The sequence below is a fragment of the Okeania sp. SIO2C2 genome (assembly GCF_010692625.1).
In the GTDB taxonomy this organism is placed as follows: Bacteria; Cyanobacteriota; Cyanobacteriia; order Cyanobacteriales; family Microcoleaceae; genus Okeania; species Okeania hirsuta.
On the sequence record NZ_JAAHGM010000104.1, the window covers coordinates 1 to 16463 of the forward strand.

Sequence of the window (16463 nt, forward strand, 5' to 3'; positions counted from 1 at the left end):
AATAAACGACCCTAATTATCAAGTCGGTGTTTCTTTCTTTCTCCGAGAAAATATTGCAGAGGAAATACAAGATATTTGGCAAATGGAAATTGAACCATATTTAGAGGAATATTTCTTTGCTCAACCAGGAAAAGTCGATAATTTTCGGTGGGATAAAATTCAAAATCGGATGTCTTCAGCAATTAACAATTAATAATTAATAATTAATAATTCAGGAATTACACAACATAAGAAAATATACACCATCTGTAGGAGCGAATGGCATTTGCTAACGCAAAGCTGCGCTAACGCCCCCTACGAGTAGAGTCTTGTCTAAGAATTGGCGTAAGTCCTGATATAATTATCTACAAGTATTGTATAGAGAAATTGCTGACGCAAAGCTCCGCTAACGATGTGAATTTTAACTATATTAATCCCATACCAATATTTGCTAAATTCTCATACAAGTTCTACTATAACAGGACTTACGCAGGCTACCTCAGAAACCGGTTTTTTTGCCAATGTTTATTGTTAAAAACAATGATTTATCCTAAAAACCCGGTTTATTTGCATAAGTCCTAAATTAGATAGACACTTCTCCAAACATCTCTTCCTGTAAAAATCTTTGTTATGGTTGCTTTTTTCCAATATGAAATCTCCTCAAATCATCGAAATTATTGAATATAAACCTCGCCAGTTTCCATCAGATCAAATTGACTATGATATTGCTACTAAATTATGGCAAGAATACGACAAAAAAGGCAAAAATATTAAAGTTGAATTTCCGACTCCTAAAACCAAGAACAAATGGCAATTTACATCTCAAGGATGGGTTGGTTATATTCCTATAATTCCAGATTTTCACATCATTCTCAAACCAAAAGTACCACTTCATAACCTATTTGGAATGTTGGAATATGTCTACAATCTCAAAAGTTTTCGTTTCTTAGATGGTTTAGTTAACTGTGAGTCTCTACAGGAATTTTACAACTGTTTAGCTAATATTCTGGTTCAAAAAATATTAGACCGGGGTCGAAAAGGTTTTTATCGCACTTATCTGCCAAAAACAGAAAATTTAACTTATATTCGGGGGCGGTTAAATATGCAGCAAGTTATGCAAAAACCCTGGGATGTTAGGTTGAAATGCGATTATCAAGAATATACTGCTAATATTCCCGATAATCAAATTTTGGCTTGGACTTTATTTATGATTGGTCGTAGTGGTTTCTGTTCTGAAAATGTTGCTCCAACAGTGGCAAAAGCTTTTCATATTTTGCAAAATTTAGTAAATTTACAGCCTTTTAAATCTAGTGATTGTGTAAACATAAAATATCATCGTTTAAACGAAGATTATCAAACTTTACACGCTTTATGTCGATTTTTTTTAGATAATATTGGAGCTAGTCATCAGCAGGGTAATTACTCAATGTTACCTTTTTTAATAGATATGGCTAAACTCTATGAAAAATTTGTAGCTGAATGGTTAAAAATTAATCTACCCTCAAATTTAAGAGTTCAAGAGCAAGAAAAAGTAGATATTATTGATGATGAAATTTATTGTCGAATCGATTTAGTTATTTATGAAGTAAAAACTCGTAAGGTTGTTTATATTCTTGATACTAAATATAAGTTAGATGCCAGACCATCGCCAGATGATATTCATCAAGTGGTAGCCTATGCAACTTATAAAAAATGTCACGAAGCTATTTTGGTTTATCCTCAAAAATTAACTAATTCCATCAATCAATTAGTTGGTGAAAGTCAAGTAAGATTGCGTAGTTTGACATTTGCTCTTGACTCTAATTTGGAAAAAGCTGGTCAATCTTTTTTAGAAGAATTAATCAAAGATGTTGATTGATGCTTGACACTTATAGTATTTTGTTAAGTTAATCTTAAGTAAGAGATTTTTTAGCTAAAGGGTATGTGATACTTTTTATCAAAAACTTTATCTATTTCAGAGCAGGGTAGTAGGGTCGGAGGTAGGAACGTTGCATGCAACGTCCCTACAGAGAAGTAAAAATATGAATAATTAATACGCTCCTGGCTAATAATTATCAAAAAGGTTCCATCTGCCCTTTTTAATTACTTAATAATTGAAGTGTCGTCTAAGTATAGCATTAGTTTTGGGAATTGGTATTAAATAGCTACAATATATTTCATTAATGGATAATGGATAATTGATAATTACCTCTGGTTAAAACCGTTACGGAATTGAATATAAGGAAATGTCCTAGCACTTTTCTCTTGGTCGATTGGATATGGCGAGGAAACCCGCTCTTATCAGAGCCGCTCCGCTGTTAGCGTTTGCGGTAGCATTCCGGAACGGAAAGCTTTGCGGTAGCAAACGCCATCCCATCCTAACGGAATGCTCCGCAAACGACCGCTTTTTCCCCTTGAAAGGGGAGGCTTTTAACCTGAATTATTTAATTAATAATTATTAATTATTAATGATTCGGTAATCTAAAGTTAAACTAAAAAATATAGATTTATTGTCAAAAATGTCAAATACTCATAATCCTACCGAACTACAATCTTCAAAAGTAACTTATTTATTTATAGATGGAAGTTACCTCAGAAAAAGTTATATAGACTCCACTGCTAAATGGTTTGGAAATGAAGTCGAAGACGAGAATATTAATATTGATTTTAATGCCATCAAAAATTTTTTTGATGCTCGAAAAGTTTTCTATTATGACTATATAGATCGGATTCAAGGTAAGTATGAGGAAAAAATAGATTTTGAAGAACGTGTATCTCAACAAAAAGATTATTTTAATCAAATTCGTTCTTTAGAAGAAGATCACGTTAAGCTAGGGAATTTGACAAAAAAATCTCAAAAAGAAGCTGGTATTATGCTCACAGTAGATATGATGAATCATGCTATGGGTAATAATATGACAAAAGCAGTTTTACTATCTGGAGATAAGGATTTTAAACCACTTGTTGAAAGTTTAGTTAATATGGGAATGATTGTATATTTATCTTCTGAAGTTCGTTCAACTTCATCAGAGCTGAAATATGCGGCTGATTCTTACATCCCATTGTCATTTTTTGATTACTATAAATGGTCGTCTCCAGAACTGAAAAATAAGTATCCAATGCCTAAAATCGAAACATATATAAAGAGCGAGAGATGCGGTCAGCTTGACCGTTGATGCCTGTGGACGGAGTGCTGCCGACAGTTCCGCAAGAAGCAGGAAGTAAACATTCATAATATCACTTGACTCTCGGTCTAATACCATAATGACGATACTGTAAATAATCTCGGAGAATACGGTCGTGGTCAAAACAGAGGTCTTGGGGAATTTGCCAAGATTCAAACAAAGCTAAATTTTTTGCATCATCGGCTGCTTTTGGTTCTCCAGTAGCAGTGGCAATAAATACAACACTCATAGTGTGTTGACGAGGGTCGCGACTGGGGTCAGAATAAACATAAAATTGTTCGATTAATTCTACTTCTAAACTGGTCTCTTCTTTTGCTTCTCGTCGCGCTGCAGTTTCGACAGATTCTCCATAGTCAACAAACCCACCAGGAACTGCCCAACCAAAAGGTTCGTTTTGACGTTCGATCAGTATAATAGGCCGCCCCGGTCGATTAGTTAATTCAATAATAATGTCAACGGTCGGAGTAGGGTTGCGATATGCCATGTTAATTTTTGAGAAACAATCATTTTGAATTTTATCTGACTAAATACCAATTGCCAAGGAACTTTATGTTTAAATTAGACACTTAATAATGTTAAAAACTTAGTGATATACTTGATTTTTATGGTCTAATTAGTATTAGAACAATTCTTAAAAATAATGTTATTTTTATTGAAAACTTCAGTTATTAAGTAATAATGGTTAATTAATCGGGACTTACCCATAACTATCACATATAGTTAACGGCCGTTCACACCTAAAAATGGTGTATAATTTCGTCTTTTGCATAAGTCCTGTTAATGTTTTTAGCAATTATTTATATATTGCTCCTACTCCCTACTCCCTGCTCTTAAAAAAATGTAGCAAAAATGCATGAAATTTGATATTTAGATGAAAAAATGTTACAAAGCTGTGATTTATAGGGAAAAGGGAGCAGGAATTTATAGAAAATATTTATTCAAATGGTATACTAGATAAGTATAGAGAAGAGGAATTAATACCTTGCACTCAAGTCATTAACAAAAAACAACAAAAAAAATAGTGCTAGGTACATAGAAATAAATTTCTCTTCTCCTAATGACAAAAGAAAAAGACTTTTTTTCAAGTCAAGGAGGTATTTCTATGTCTACTCTTATCTATACTGAGCAAAAGTATATTCTCATCCATACTGAGCAAAAAAAAACTCAGCAGATCAAACCGAAGAAACATTTAAACAAAAAAGTAAAAATCAAAGCTATAAAAAGTGAAAAAAATTTAGTTGATGAATATTGGCACAAGTCAGAGCCTGAATCTTTTCATGATTTACTGATTCGATTTATTTCTGGATTTATCGTTCCTCTCTGATTTTTGAGATTTTTCTTGAGCAAATTTCCTGCTCTTTTGACTAGCCATAATAATTTTCCCAACCTTTCTTTGAAGCTAATATCTGGTTTATAAAGTAAATCTTAAATTAGCTAATCCCCTGACCTTAGGTGAATCAAAGTGACATAAATCATTGCTTCACTGAATGTTATAGCTATAAGTATTTCCTAAGTCATGCTCCGCAAACAGCACTCAGCAAACAGCTATGTTCATTAATAGATAATGGATCATGGATAATTACCTCTCCCTAAAAGGGAGAGGATTGACGCTCAAGGAAAAAATTTATTTTTTACCCCTTGAAAGGGGAGGCTTCAAGGCGTGAATTATTTAATTATTAATTCTTCGGTAAAAACTATTACCTATAAGATTTTGAAGTTTTAGAGCTGTCCTAACTTTAGTGCGTACTGTTATACTTGGACAAGACTTTCTTTAGATTATCTTTATAAATCAACTTTTACAGCGGTTTTCATTTCAGTAGACCACAGTAGGGGCGAATGCCATTTGCTAACGCAAAGCTCCGAATTGCGCCCTTGGTTTTGGTTATGACGATGTGGTTTATCAATCTGAAAAGCGCTGTAATTAAATTAGTTTGGTATTCAGTAAAAGAATAGATAGGAAATCGGGCATTGGTAATTGACAGGATGATTTATATTTTGGGGTAGCGTTCTCGTTCCTACCCAGGTTAATGATTGACAACCACAGGGGAATTGTCCCTACAAATTTCATCCTGTGATTTACCAACGCCTAAATTAGTTTGGTATTCAGTAAAAGAATAGATAGGAAATCGACTATTTAAATTTCTTAAAGAATTAGAAAATTTATTAAAGCGACAAGTCTATTCACCTCATCAGAGTGGAACATGGCAATATTGATATCATTTTCATATTGGAGAATCATAGTATCAATAACTCCTGAAAACTCATCTGCTATTACATCGTGAGCTTTCAATAATTCTATAGGAATTTTTGATTCTTGAGGACTGGGAGTTTCATAGGGCAATAAGTAGCGATATTGCTAACGCCACGCTCCGCGAACGCCAATTTCTTTCTCTTCATTACGAACTACAGCAAATTGTGAGTCCTTCCATCCTTGAGCAACTACCCTACCATCCCGTTTGATAATTGGTAATTCTTCCCCCACAGCACTGATTTTTTTGTAGACATCCTGATTGACATCCTCTCGACGCTGCTCTACGAGACAGCGCGGGATTCCCTAAGATCGCGCTTTAGGGGCTTTCTGCTTCAATGCACCTGCCTTCCGGGGTTTACTTCTTATATCATGTCCGGATAATTAGTGATCAGAAAACTCTCTCCTTCTTCTCCTGTTCTTCTTCTTCCTTCTTCTTTCTTCCCTCCTGACTCCTGAGGACTGACTCCTGAGGACTCCGTAGTTATTTATTTATCACTGTTCAACCGGACATGATATTACAGTCGCTCCACAGACTAAAACTGCGAGTCCCGCAGCCTTCGAGCGTGGGCGTTCCCTTGCGTCTGACACCGACGCGGGTTCCCATCAGCAAACCCTATTTATACTTGCGTTAATATCGCGGTCATGGTGAGTACCACAGGACTGACAATCCCACTCCCTGATATTTAGAGGCAATTTCTCTACTACATCACCACAATTAGAGCAACGTTTAGAACTAGGGAAATATCTGTCAATTTTGATTAATTCCCGTCCATACCATTTAGCTTTATACTCTCATTGCCTGACTAATTCTCCCCAGTTAGAATCACTAATAGCTCTGGCTAATTTATGGTCTCTTGGTGCGCGTTCCGCAAGCGAGCTGGCGTCGTCGCGGGGTCGCACCGCTTTTTGACCATGTTTTTTACTGCCAAATCCTCTACTACAACAGTTTGATTTTCTCTGATTAGTTGGGTTGTCAGTTTATGGGCGTAGTCTAGCCTGGAATCTTTGATTTTTGCGTGTATCTTAGCTACTTTTATTCTAGCTTTGTGATAGTTATTAGAGCCTTTTGTTTTACGAGAAAGTGATTTTTGGGCTAACCTTAATTTTTTGTGTAACTTATAATGGTTCTTTAGGTTAGCAAATTTTTCTCCATCACTGGTCGTTAATAGACTGGTAATTCCTAAGTCAATGCCTATCTGTTTTTTAAGTGGCTTGAGGCTCAAATCTCTAGTATCATTAATTCTCAAAGATACAGACCACCTACCAGATGGGTCAAGTTTTACGGTAATTGTGCTTGGTACACAACCTGGTGGTAGTTGTCTACATCCATCTAATAGGCAATGGTTCAGCACACTTAGCTAAATATACTTGACCATCTTTCCACTTAAATGCGGACTTTGTGAACTCAGAATTACCACCATTGCGCTTTTTCTTAAAGTTAGGGTTTTAGCCCGTCCACTAAAAAAGTTCGTAAAAGCTGTTTGTAAATGCCTGAGACTTTGTTGGAGTGGCACACAACTTACTTCGCTGAGGAATCCTAAGTCATCCTGCTTTTTCCAGTTGGTCAGCATGGCCGAAGTTTCCTTATATCCTATTCGCTGTTGTTGTTCATACCACGCCTGAGTTCTCACCGCTAAAGCTTTGTTGTAGATTAGTCGAACGCACCCCAAAGTTCTCCGTAGCAGATTTTCCGGCTCTGGGTTTGGATAGAACCTGAATTGGTATGCTTTTTCGACTTTTGTTAAATCCGAATTTAACCTAAAATTATTAATGATTTACGGGCATCCCAGTAATATAATGATAAAATTTATTTTTTAGCTAAATTTGTAATTTAGATAATTATGCGAACCTATTATTGCGGCCAACTAAATAGTAATAATATTGAAGAAACTGTAAACCTCTGTGGATGGGTAGACCGTCGTCGGGATCATGGGGGGGTAATTTTTTTAGATTTGCGCGATCGCACAGGAATTGTCCAAATTGTTAGTGACCCAGAGCGGACTCCTGACTCATATCAAATAGCTGGAGATATTCGCAATGAATATGTTGTGCAAATTACAGGTAGAGTTAGTCGTCGTCCGGAAGAATCTCTCAACCCCAAACTTCCTACTGGGGAAATAGAAATTTACGCTGATGATATTCAACTGTTGAATAGTTTAGGGAAACAATTACCATTTCAAGTTTCCACTGCTGAAACAGAATCTGTCCGGGAAGAGTTGCGGCTCAAATATCGCTACTTAGATTTGAGAAGGGAGCGTATGACTAAAAATCTGCAACTACGTCATGAAGTTATCAAAGCGATCCGTCGTTTCCTGGAAGACCAAGAAAATTTCATTGAAGTCGAAACTCCCATTCTCACTCGCTCTACTCCTGAAGGTGCGCGGGATTATCTGGTTCCTAGTCGCGTTCATGCAGGGGAGTGGTTTGCCCTACCTCAGTCTCCCCAACTTTTCAAACAAATGTTAATGGTTTCTGGTTTTGACCGTTACTATCAAATCGCTCGTTGTTTCCGAGATGAAGATTTGCGAGCGGATAGACAGCCAGAGTTTACTCAGTTAGATATGGAAATGAGTTTCATGTCTCAGGAGGAAATTATCCAATTAAATGAGAAGTTGGTGGGATATATTTTTGAGAAAGTCAAAGGTGTAGATTTACCTCTACCATTTCCTCGCTTGACTTATGCAGAAACAATGGATCGTTACGGCAGTGATAAACCAGATATTCGGTTTGGCTTAGAATTGGTAAATGTCTCTGACTTAGTAAAAGATTCTGGCTTCAAAGTATTTTCTGGAGCAGTTGCTGCTGGTGGGATAGTGAAAGTGCTGCCTATTCCTGGAGGTAACGATTCTATCTCCAATGTGAGAATTAAACCAGGTGGCGATTTATTTAAAGAAGCAAGTGAAGCAGGAGCTAAAGGTTTGGCTTATATTCGTGTCAAAGAGAAAGGCAAAATAGATACTATTGGAGCTATCAAAGATAATCTCACCGACGAACAGAAACAGGAGTTGTTAGAACGCACGGGTGCAAAACCAGGTCATTTGCTATTATTCGCTGCGGATGACGCAAGTACTGTGAATAAAACCTTAGATCGTTTGCGGTTAGTGGTAGGTGAGGAATTGGGATTAATTGACCGCGATAAAATTAGTTTATTGTGGGTGACAGATTTTCCTATGTTTGAATGGAATCAGGATGAAAAACGTTTGGAAGCTTTACATCACCCATTTACTGCACCTCACCCAGATGATATTAATGACTTGAAAATTGCACGAGCACAGGCTTATGATTTAGTTTTTAATGGTTATGAAATCGGCGGTGGTAGTCTGCGGATATATCAACGGGATGTGCAGGAAAAAGTATTTGAAGCTATTGGTTTATCTGATGAGGAAGCAGATAATAAGTTTGGCTTTTTGTTGGAAGCGTTTGAATATGGTACTCCTCCTCACGGTGGTATTGCTTATGGTTTAGACCGATTGGTGATGTTGTTAGCTGGTGAAGAGTCAATTCGAGATGTAATTGCATTTCCGAAGACTCAGCAGGCTAAATGTTTGCTAACAAATGCACCGTCTGAAGTTGATAAAAAGCAATTGAAAGAATTACACGTTAGTTCAATTTCTAAACCAAAGTCTTAGTTATAGCAAAAGGCAGCGAGAGCTGTTTGCGTAGCATGACAAACAGAAAGGCAGAATTTTGCTTCTGAGCATTCTGCCGTTTCAGGTTTTCTGTAAATTATCACCTTTTTGACTACTGCTATAACCTTAAGTCAACAGTTTCAAGCTCTGCGGAAAAAGGAAGTCTAACAACTGCAACTAAAGTACTTAACCATATTGACGTTTGACATTTTTATAACTTCGTCTAGCTGCAAAAGGTTTAAACTGAGTATCCACAAACTGTACAGGCTCGTATGTCTCAATCCACAAATGCGCTCCACAATCCAAGGGTTCGTAAGGCCGATAAACTATACGACACGGACCGTCAAGAATCATCTGATAACCAAAATCGTTACGATTTGTCTGCTTCAAGCAGACTACTGGTATTAATTGGTCGGGAGTCATTAGAGGATCATGTCTTATCCTATCTCCATTTTTTCTAATTTTATGTTGATTAACATGAACTATGGTCGGCTTCTTTCGTTTGTGATGACACCAGACACCTTTCGGACCTCTCCTTCCCGGTATAACCACAGGCATTTTGCCATAAAGAGGTATTTGCCAAAATCCGTTATGTTTATAAGCACCTTTAATTCTTTTTTGAGAAAGTAAGACTCTGACTCGTTGACAACAGATACCTAATAAAAAAGCTGCTTCTCTAGTTGTAATAATAGTCATTTTTACTCTAGCACTATAGTTTTTATTATAATTGAATTATATCTATCTATATATTATTTACTGAGCTAAATAATAATGTTATATTTGCTACTGTTGAGAAAAAAATATGGGACTTCTGCATAGTAATGGCAGATGGGGATTGAACTAGGCTAAGGTTGGCCCACTTACTCGGTTTCTTATTGTTGGAATGATCGGATAAATATTTTTAGATTTATGAGAAATATTGATAATTTAACTATTCATCGTTTCCGTGGTTTGCGAGATTTGACATTGGAAGAATTAGGTCAAATAAATTTATTAGTTGGTGTTAATAATTCAGGTAAAACAAGTGTTTTAGAAGCGATTTCTACATACTGCAATCCTTTAGATCCTTTGGAATGGATAAATACTGCTTGGCGAAGAGAAATTAAATTTTCCCGTAAATCAAAATTAGAATCTCTTAAGTGGTTATTTCCTCAAAATAGTGAAAATAATCCAGATGATTTTTATCAAGGAGAAACTTTTGTTTCTGGTAGTGGTAATTCTTTTGCTTATGCCAATAGTTTTGGTGTAGTAGAATCAAAAGCAATTTATGAAGAATTTGAATAAATATGGGGTACTACAGAAAATAGTAATGAAGAATATGATCGAGAAAATCTGATTGATGAGATAGATTTTGATAATAATGAAATTCGGCGTGGTGCAAATTTAATACTAGAAGTGACTACAAAACAAGAAGTAAATACAATAGATGAAGAAAAAGAGCATTCTAGTTATAAGCGATACCGAGAATCAAGAGAATTTATAATAATGGAAAATGAAGGATTACTGAATCGTGCTAAAAGTTCAACAATTAAGTTATCAGTTAATATGATAACCTCTATTTCCCATAAAATTGAACCTTTATCTAAACTTTTCACCCAGACAACTTTCCAAGGTTTTAAACAAGAAGTAGTAGAATTAATTTCAATGATAGATTCAGACATTATTGATTTAGAAATCCTCGACCCCACAGGTAAAAATTCTCGCCTTTATGTAATTCATAAAACATTAGGTATTACTCCTCTAAGTGCTTTTGGCGATGGTGTTCGTCGGTTACTTTTTATAGCTTTAAATGTAGCAAAATTAAAAGACGGTATTTTGCTAATTGATGAACTAGAAACTGCTATTCATACTGAAGCATTAGTTCCTTCATTTTCTTGGTTAGTTAAGTGGTGTAGGAAAATGAATATACAATTATTTGCTACTACCCATAGTCTAGAAACTGTCGATGCAATGTTGGATGCTAGTGAGTCAACAAATGACTTAGTTTTATATCGTTTATATCAAAAAGATATGCAAACTAAAACAGTTAGAATTGACCAACCAAAACTAGGTAGAGTTAGAGAAAATTTAGGTCTGGAAGTAAGATGGTAAAATATTCAATTATTGCCGTAGAAGGTAATCACGATCAAGCATTAGTAAGCAATTTATTAAAACTTTTAGGTTTGAAAAAAATTGACGGAAATGAATCAAATTTAGACCATTTCTGGAAAAAATTTATTCCTACTTATCCGAACAATGGAAAGTTGTACACGCGATTAAATATGCCTTCTATTCTATTTAATGATAGTTTATCTGTAGCTATTTATGTTGGTAAAGGTAGTAATCTTGCTGAAAATTTAGATGATACATTCTGTATTTATCCTGAATATCAAACCGATATAACAGCATTTGGAATTATTGCTGATGCTGATAAAAATACTCCTGAAAAAGTAGTAGCAGAATATCGTGAAAGACTCAAAGAGTCTTTCCCTAATTTTCCTGAACAACCAGGCGTTGTAGATCAAAATATTCCTAGAACAGGTATTTATGTATTACCAGATAATCTTTCTAAAGGAGTTTTAGATACTTTGCTATGTGAATGTGGAGAAATAGCTTATCCAGAATATATGAAAAGAGCTAAATTATATCTAGATAACTTTTCTGAAGAAGAGAAAAAATCTAAACCTCTGAAATGGAAACCTTTTGACGATAAAAAAGCTTTAATTGCTACAATAGTTAGTGTTTTAAAACCAGGAAAAACAAATACAACCAGTATCGCAGATAATGATTGGGTTAGTAACAAAACTATTGAAGAAGTAGAATCATTAAAAAAACTCCGAAAATTTTTAATAGACCTTTTATAACTAACCGATATTTTCGTAGCTAATTTATTTCTAGTCAACATTGAGTTGTTTATCATTATGTTATGAATATTGTCAGCATTTTGGCTTAATTTAATACAGGCTCAAAAAAAAGCTGCAATTTTGTTATGAATATTGTCAGCATTTTGGCTTAATTTAACACAGACTCAAAAAAAGCTGCAATACTATACTCAAAAGTTTGGTCGAGGTGAAATTGAACCTCCACAAGAAACCATCGGAGAATATGGAACCCTCACCAATCTTAACCACAATTGGCAAACCATTACTCTTAATCAGAACTACATTAACCCTGTCGTCATCGTTTCTGACCCCACCCTCAATGGACCAGATCCAGCAACTGTTCGCTTACAGAATGTCACTGGAAACTCTTTTGAACTAAGAATTCAAGAAGTTAACTATAAAGATGATATTCATGTTTTTCCAGAAACCGTCTCTTATTTAGTGGTAGAAGCTGGAGACTGGGAACTGAGTGATGGCACCCGAATTTCAGCAGGAACACAAAACTCGAATTTACTCTCCTCTCAGGGATTTGAGACTGTTGCTCTCTCTGAATTTGACCAAACTCCTACCCTGCTCACCCAAGTCCAAACTTACAATGGAACAGACTGGGTGACTACTCGTACCAAAAATATGACGGCTAATAGTTTTGACCTAACTATGCAGGAAGAAGAAGCCTTAAATGGTGGATCTCATCTAACAGAAACGATTGGATGGTTAGCCATTGACCAAGGCATGGGTAATGATGGAGATACTCTCTTGCAAGGAGGGTTAACGGAAAGCACCCATACAGATATTCCAGAAACCGTTAATTTTGAACAAGCTTTCAATGAAATCCCCATCGTCTTTGCCAAACTCGGTTCATATTTTGGTCTTGATCCTGCCAACATTCGCTTAGGATCAATTAGCAATTCAGGATTTGAAGCCAGAGTCTATGAAGACCAATCTTTTGATACAGAAATCAATCATGTTAATGAACAAATTGCTTTTTTAGCCTTAGGTGATAGTTCAGGATTGTTTACCGGAAGCTTGATTTAACCGTAACCGTTCAGGGGGGGAACGAAATCTGGTAATCTGAGAGGCATGGATGAGCAGCACCTACGGTCGATACCAGGAATTGATGGCGACGATTGGGAGCAGACCCCGGTCAGCGTCAGAAGGATAGTGGTGCAGTTAATCCTGAAGGTAGAGCAAGTAGAGCCGTTGTTCCAACTTCTCAAAGAATTAGAAATCGAGAACCAGCAACTGAGAAAGAAGCTCGACCGGAACTCAAGGAACTCCCACAGTCCACCAACTTCAGACCCCCCCAATCGGCAGCAGGGAAAGAAAAAGAAACCAACGGGAAAAAAGCGGGGAGGGCAACTGGGTCATCAAGGTCAGAGGCTGTTTTTAAATAATTATGAAGTATTAGTAGCGATATAGCTGCCACACTTGCTCCGCCAACGCTAAACGTTTGGGCATTAAACGAATCATTGAAATATGAATAAAGGCTTCGCTGTTTTGAGAATATTCTTCATAATATGCAAGAAAGTCTACGATTACGGCCACGCCCTCGCAAAAGTTCTTTCCACTACCCAACGTCTGGGTAAAACTTTAAACCCTTTTTCAGTTCTGTTAACAATAGGGAGTTTACACCCACAAACCATTGGCACTGATTTCTCCAGTTTTCCTCGGTAGCCTTGATCTGCCCAAACAATTTTCAGATTTGGGGCATCATGTTTAGCTTGAAGAAATACAGATTTGGCTCCCGAAGCGATCCTGTATCTGAGCTGAGTGTACTACTACAGTTAACAACAACCCTTGGGTATCAACTAAAATGTGTCGTTTCCTGCCTTTGATCTTTTTGCCCGCATCATAACCACGCACCCCCCTTTTTCCGTCGTTTTTACTGACTGTGAATCAATGATAGCTGCCGATGGTTCTTCAGTTGTGCCCTGTTTAATTCTCACTTTTTTTCGCTCTGGTGTCATTGATTTGTTTCCATACTCCATTACGTTGCCAACGATAAAAGTAAGTAGCCACTGTCTGCCAAGGTGGTAAATCATGAGGAACCTGCGGCCATGTACAACCGTTGTGTAAAGCAACGAAAATACCGTTAATCACTTCTCGTATATCAACACTTCTAGACCTACCACCCAAATTAGGTGGAGGAATCAGAGGCTGTAAATTTTCCCACTGTCCATCAGTTAGGTCACGCTTGATAGTTTTTTCTTTACATAGGAGAGACAATCATTATAATCATCATTTTGTGTTAAGGCGATCGCTTTATCTCACAAAACTTTACAAACAGCCTCTTAACGGTGATGGTGGCGATGACATCCTTATCGGTGGTAGCAGCAATGACAATATGAACGCTGGTAGTGGCAATGACATCCTTATCGGTGGTAGTGGCCGTGACAAACTTGTCGGTGCAGATGGCAATGACATCCTTAACGGTGGCAGTGGTTGTGGCTTTCTTGAGGGTGGTAATGGTAATGACCTTTTTATACTTGGTAATACCGAGGGCGTTGATATAATTACGGATTTTCAAATAGGAGCCGATAAGATACTATTATCTGATTTAGCATTTACTGATTTAACTCTTACAGAAAGTAGTGGGAGTACATTACTAGAAGTTACTGCTACTGGAGAACGGATAGCTATACTTAACAGGGCAACAGGGTTGACTTCAGCAGATTTCTTTTAACTTGTCAGAAAATAGTTCAAATGTAAATTAATCTTCAGGGCTTAATAGCCCTTTTTTTTGTGCCAAAGTTTCTATTTCAGCAAACACTTGTTACTTTTTGTAATTATGATTTGCCTAGACCTATTTGTCCAGTTTAGTTTTTTAGTAATTTATTTCCTTGACAAAATAAAGTGCATAAGTAATAATACTTGAGTATTATTACTTATTTATTAGGTGATAGTTAATTAATCTTAACCCATCATCCAAATTATGTCCATTGTATCTACTAAAAGCGACAATTGGCAAGTATAAGTAAGTCAGTTGGAACAGGAACAGAGTTTGTGGCAGGAGATGGTCGCCAATAAGCGATCGCCTCATACTAGAAAAGCTTATGAGATTGACCTAAGAGATTTTTTTAAATTTCATGCTGTAGAACTTAGTGAATCCTCAATAATGCAGTTCTTACAGTTAGACAGAAGTCAAGCTATGAGGGTGAAAAACGCTATTATCAACCTACTCAACAAACAAATCAACAATCACGGCAGAAATCTGATAACTTTCGAGATTGGGTATATGATTATCAGCCAAATTCAGGGTCGCGTCTGAAACCTTGGCAAGAAACAGTTGCACTATAACAAAAAATACCAACAAAAAGGAAACAAGCAAAATGAGAGAAATGTCAAAACCTGTTGTGGAGAATGTTGCCATTATCGGTGGAGGTATTGGTGGTTTAGCAACAGCGATCGCTCTGAGAAAACAAGGTATTGATGCCCATGTCTATGAAAAGGCGAGAGAATTTCGTCCAGTAGGAGCGGGTGTATCTTTAAAACCTAATGGTTTGAGATGTCTGGATGCAATTAAACCTGGTTTAGTAGATAAACTAAGACGTTTGGGTTTTCAAGTGCAGAGAACAACCTTGAAAACAAGTACTGGAGAAACAGTTTGGACGACCAAAACTCCCATGATGCCAAAAGATCAAGACCTAACATTTGCTATTTGGTGGTGGCATTTGCAACATATTCTAGCATCAGAACTACCATCAGAAGTCATTCACTTGAATCATCGTTGCGTCAGTTTTGAGCAAAATGAAAATACTGTTACTGCCAAATTTGAAAATGGAAAAACTGTTGAAGTAGACCTACTTATTGGAGCTGATGGCATAAATTCTAGAGTCAGAGAAATATTAATAGGTGATGGGCAACCTACTTATGCTGGTAGTATGTGTTGGCGTGCTATTGTTGACTATAGAGACGAATTACTGTTACCGGATGAAGGTCTAATAATTAGAGGAGAACAAACTGCAATGATTTTGTACCCTCTAGGTCAAGGGAAAATTAACTGGTCTGCTGGTAAACTATTTCCAGAATCTTTTGTCTCTCCCAGTGCTGCTGAAACAAAGTATCGGGTTCTCAAAGAATTTTGTAATTGGATGAAACCAATATTAGAAATGATGGCAGCAACTGATGCTGATAGCATTTTAGAAACACCAATCTGCGAAAGACTGCCATTGAAGCAATGGAGTTATGGTAGGGTGACATTATTGGGGGATGCCGTTCATGGGATGTCACCAGGAGGAGGTCAAGGAGCTAATACCACTTTTGAAGACGCTTACGAACTTGCTGCATATTTGTACAATTTTCCAGATTTACAAACTGCACTTACTAACTATGACAAGCGTCGTATACAACGTACTGGACTGTTTCATCTAAAATGGTGCATTAGAATAGCCAGTCAAAAGTTACTCTTGCTAAGACAAGCGATATAGCTGCCGCACTTGCTCCGCCAACGCAAAAAACAGACAACCAAAAACAAGCGATCGTTAAAAACAGACAGCCAAAAATAGACGTTCTGGACGCTCCACAACTAAAATAGTGGAATAGAATAGCCAGCAATATGAGGACAATAATTATGGGAAGA

The 16463-nt window shown here is 36.7% G+C and carries 16 protein-coding genes and 3 pseudogenes; 13 read left to right on the forward strand and 6 right to left on the reverse strand.

Annotation, left to right across the window (positions count from 1 at the left end):
• From F6K18_RS34400 to F6K18_RS34410, 3 genes and pseudogenes are all read left to right on the forward strand, one after another.
• Positions 1–193, forward strand: a pseudogene (locus F6K18_RS34400) (ATPase); the annotation flags it as partial.
• A 435-nt stretch (positions 194–628) separates the two neighbouring features.
• On the forward strand, positions 629–1837 hold the full coding sequence (locus tag F6K18_RS34405; protein ID WP_287527613.1) for a restriction endonuclease: 1209 nt from the start codon (positions 629–631) through the stop codon (positions 1835–1837).
• Positions 1838–2477: 640 nt separating this feature from the next.
• Positions 2478–3134 (forward strand): NYN domain-containing protein, encoded by a 657-nt coding sequence (locus F6K18_RS34410; RefSeq protein WP_287527615.1) that lies wholly within the window; start codon positions 2478–2480, stop codon positions 3132–3134.
• A gap of 61 nt (positions 3135–3195) precedes the next feature.
• On the opposite strand, the gene F6K18_RS34415 is transcribed toward F6K18_RS34410, so the two are convergent.
• On the reverse strand, positions 3196–3627 hold the full coding sequence (locus tag F6K18_RS34415; protein WP_124144366.1) for an NUDIX hydrolase: 432 nt from the start codon (positions 3625–3627) through the stop codon (positions 3196–3198).
• A gap of 573 nt (positions 3628–4200) precedes the next feature.
• Between F6K18_RS34415 and F6K18_RS34420 the strand changes: the two genes are divergently transcribed.
• On the forward strand, positions 4201–4467 hold the full coding sequence (locus F6K18_RS34420) for a hypothetical protein (RefSeq protein ID WP_287527617.1): 267 nt from the start codon (positions 4201–4203) through the stop codon (positions 4465–4467).
• Between the two features lie 819 nt (positions 4468–5286).
• On the opposite strand, the gene F6K18_RS34425 is transcribed toward F6K18_RS34420, so the two are convergent.
• The 3 genes and pseudogenes from F6K18_RS34425 to F6K18_RS34435 form a co-directional block, all read right to left on the reverse strand.
• Positions 5287–5484 carry a hypothetical protein gene (locus F6K18_RS34425; RefSeq protein WP_287527620.1) on the reverse strand — a complete coding sequence of 66 codons (198 nt, stop codon included), beginning with the start codon at positions 5482–5484 and terminating at the stop codon, positions 5287–5289.
• A 15-nt stretch (positions 5485–5499) separates the two neighbouring features.
• Positions 5500–5625 (reverse strand): hypothetical protein, encoded by a 126-nt coding sequence (locus tag F6K18_RS34430; protein ID WP_287527622.1) that lies wholly within the window; start codon positions 5623–5625, stop codon positions 5500–5502.
• 384 nt (positions 5626–6009) lie between these two features.
• Positions 6010–7166: pseudogene (locus tag F6K18_RS34435) on the reverse strand (RNA-guided endonuclease InsQ/TnpB family protein); the annotation flags it as partial.
• A 69-nt stretch (positions 7167–7235) separates the two neighbouring features.
• Between F6K18_RS34435 and aspS the strand changes: the two are divergent.
• On the forward strand, positions 7236–9023 hold the full coding sequence (aspS, locus tag F6K18_RS34440; protein ID WP_287527624.1) for an aspartate--tRNA ligase: 1788 nt from the start codon (positions 7236–7238) through the stop codon (positions 9021–9023).
• A 186-nt stretch (positions 9024–9209) separates the two neighbouring features.
• Here aspS and F6K18_RS34445 read toward each other — a convergent pair whose 3' ends face one another.
• The gene (locus F6K18_RS34445; protein ID WP_287527625.1) at positions 9210–9719 is read right to left on the reverse strand and encodes a hypothetical protein; all 510 of its coding nucleotides are present in this window, start codon (positions 9717–9719) and stop codon (positions 9210–9212) included.
• A 213-nt stretch (positions 9720–9932) separates the two neighbouring features.
• Here F6K18_RS34445 and F6K18_RS34450 point away from each other — a divergent pair, with 213 nt between their 5' ends.
• From F6K18_RS34450 to F6K18_RS34470, 5 genes are all read left to right on the forward strand, one after another.
• Positions 9933–10307 carry an AAA family ATPase gene (locus tag F6K18_RS34450; protein ID WP_287527627.1) on the forward strand — a complete coding sequence of 125 codons (375 nt, stop codon included), beginning with the start codon at positions 9933–9935 and terminating at the stop codon, positions 10305–10307.
• On the forward strand, positions 10308–11114 hold the full coding sequence (locus F6K18_RS34455; RefSeq protein ID WP_353735266.1) for an AAA family ATPase: 807 nt from the start codon (positions 10308–10310) through the stop codon (positions 11112–11114). It abuts the gene before it with no gap.
• A complete protein-coding gene (locus F6K18_RS34460; protein ID WP_287527630.1) occupies positions 11108–11866 on the forward strand; it encodes a DUF3226 domain-containing protein in 759 nt (252 codons plus the stop codon). The genes F6K18_RS34455 and F6K18_RS34460 overlap by 7 nt, the downstream gene beginning before the upstream one ends.
• A gap of 132 nt (positions 11867–11998) precedes the next feature.
• Positions 11999–12919 carry a hypothetical protein gene (locus F6K18_RS34465; RefSeq protein WP_287527631.1) on the forward strand — a complete coding sequence of 307 codons (921 nt, stop codon included), beginning with the start codon at positions 11999–12001 and terminating at the stop codon, positions 12917–12919.
• Between the two features lie 45 nt (positions 12920–12964).
• Positions 12965–13303 carry a DUF6444 domain-containing protein gene (locus F6K18_RS34470; protein WP_353735265.1) on the forward strand — a complete coding sequence of 113 codons (339 nt, stop codon included), beginning with the start codon at positions 12965–12967 and terminating at the stop codon, positions 13301–13303.
• On the opposite strand, the pseudogene F6K18_RS34475 reads toward F6K18_RS34470, so the two are convergent.
• Positions 13289–14110: pseudogene (locus tag F6K18_RS34475) on the reverse strand (IS5 family transposase). The gene F6K18_RS34470 and the pseudogene F6K18_RS34475 overlap by 15 nt on opposite strands.
• Before the next feature lie 19 nt (positions 14111–14129).
• On the opposite strand from F6K18_RS34475, the gene F6K18_RS34480 reads away from it, so the two are divergent.
• From F6K18_RS34480 to F6K18_RS34490, 3 genes are all read left to right on the forward strand, one after another.
• A complete protein-coding gene (locus F6K18_RS34480) occupies positions 14130–14567 on the forward strand; it encodes a M10 family metallopeptidase C-terminal domain-containing protein (RefSeq protein ID WP_287527635.1) in 438 nt (145 codons plus the stop codon).
• Positions 14568–14867: 300 nt separating this feature from the next.
• The gene (locus F6K18_RS34485; RefSeq protein ID WP_287527636.1) at positions 14868–15152 is read left to right on the forward strand and encodes a hypothetical protein; all 285 of its coding nucleotides are present in this window, start codon (positions 14868–14870) and stop codon (positions 15150–15152) included.
• 61 nt (positions 15153–15213) lie between these two features.
• Positions 15214–16311 (forward strand): NAD(P)/FAD-dependent oxidoreductase, encoded by a 1098-nt coding sequence (locus F6K18_RS34490; protein WP_287527637.1) that lies wholly within the window; start codon positions 15214–15216, stop codon positions 16309–16311.
• Positions 16312–16463 lie beyond the last annotated feature (152 nt).

Excerpts from the sequence above, each read along its gene's own strand:
- F6K18_RS34405 (WP_287527613.1), top strand. The coding sequence starts at position 629 with ATGAAATCTCCTCAAATCATCGAAATTATTGAATATAAACCTCGCCAG.
- F6K18_RS34410 (WP_287527615.1), top strand. The coding sequence starts at position 2,478 with ATGTCAAATACTCATAATCCTACCGAACTACAATCTTCAAAAGTAACT.
- F6K18_RS34415 (WP_124144366.1), bottom strand. The coding sequence starts at position 3,627 with ATGGCATATCGCAACCCTACTCCGACCGTTGACATTATTATTGAATTA.
- F6K18_RS34420 (WP_287527617.1), top strand. The coding sequence starts at position 4,201 with ATGACAAAAGAAAAAGACTTTTTTTCAAGTCAAGGAGGTATTTCTATG.
- aspS (WP_287527624.1), top strand. The coding sequence starts at position 7,236 with ATGCGAACCTATTATTGCGGCCAACTAAATAGTAATAATATTGAAGAA.
- F6K18_RS34445 (WP_287527625.1), bottom strand. The coding sequence starts at position 9,719 with ATGACTATTATTACAACTAGAGAAGCAGCTTTTTTATTAGGTATCTGT.
- F6K18_RS34450 (WP_287527627.1), top strand. The coding sequence starts at position 9,933 with ATGAGAAATATTGATAATTTAACTATTCATCGTTTCCGTGGTTTGCGA.
- F6K18_RS34460 (WP_287527630.1), top strand. The coding sequence starts at position 11,108 with ATGGTAAAATATTCAATTATTGCCGTAGAAGGTAATCACGATCAAGCA.
- F6K18_RS34470 (WP_353735265.1), top strand. The coding sequence starts at position 12,965 with ATGGATGAGCAGCACCTACGGTCGATACCAGGAATTGATGGCGACGAT.
- F6K18_RS34490 (WP_287527637.1), top strand. The coding sequence starts at position 15,214 with ATGAGAGAAATGTCAAAACCTGTTGTGGAGAATGTTGCCATTATCGGT.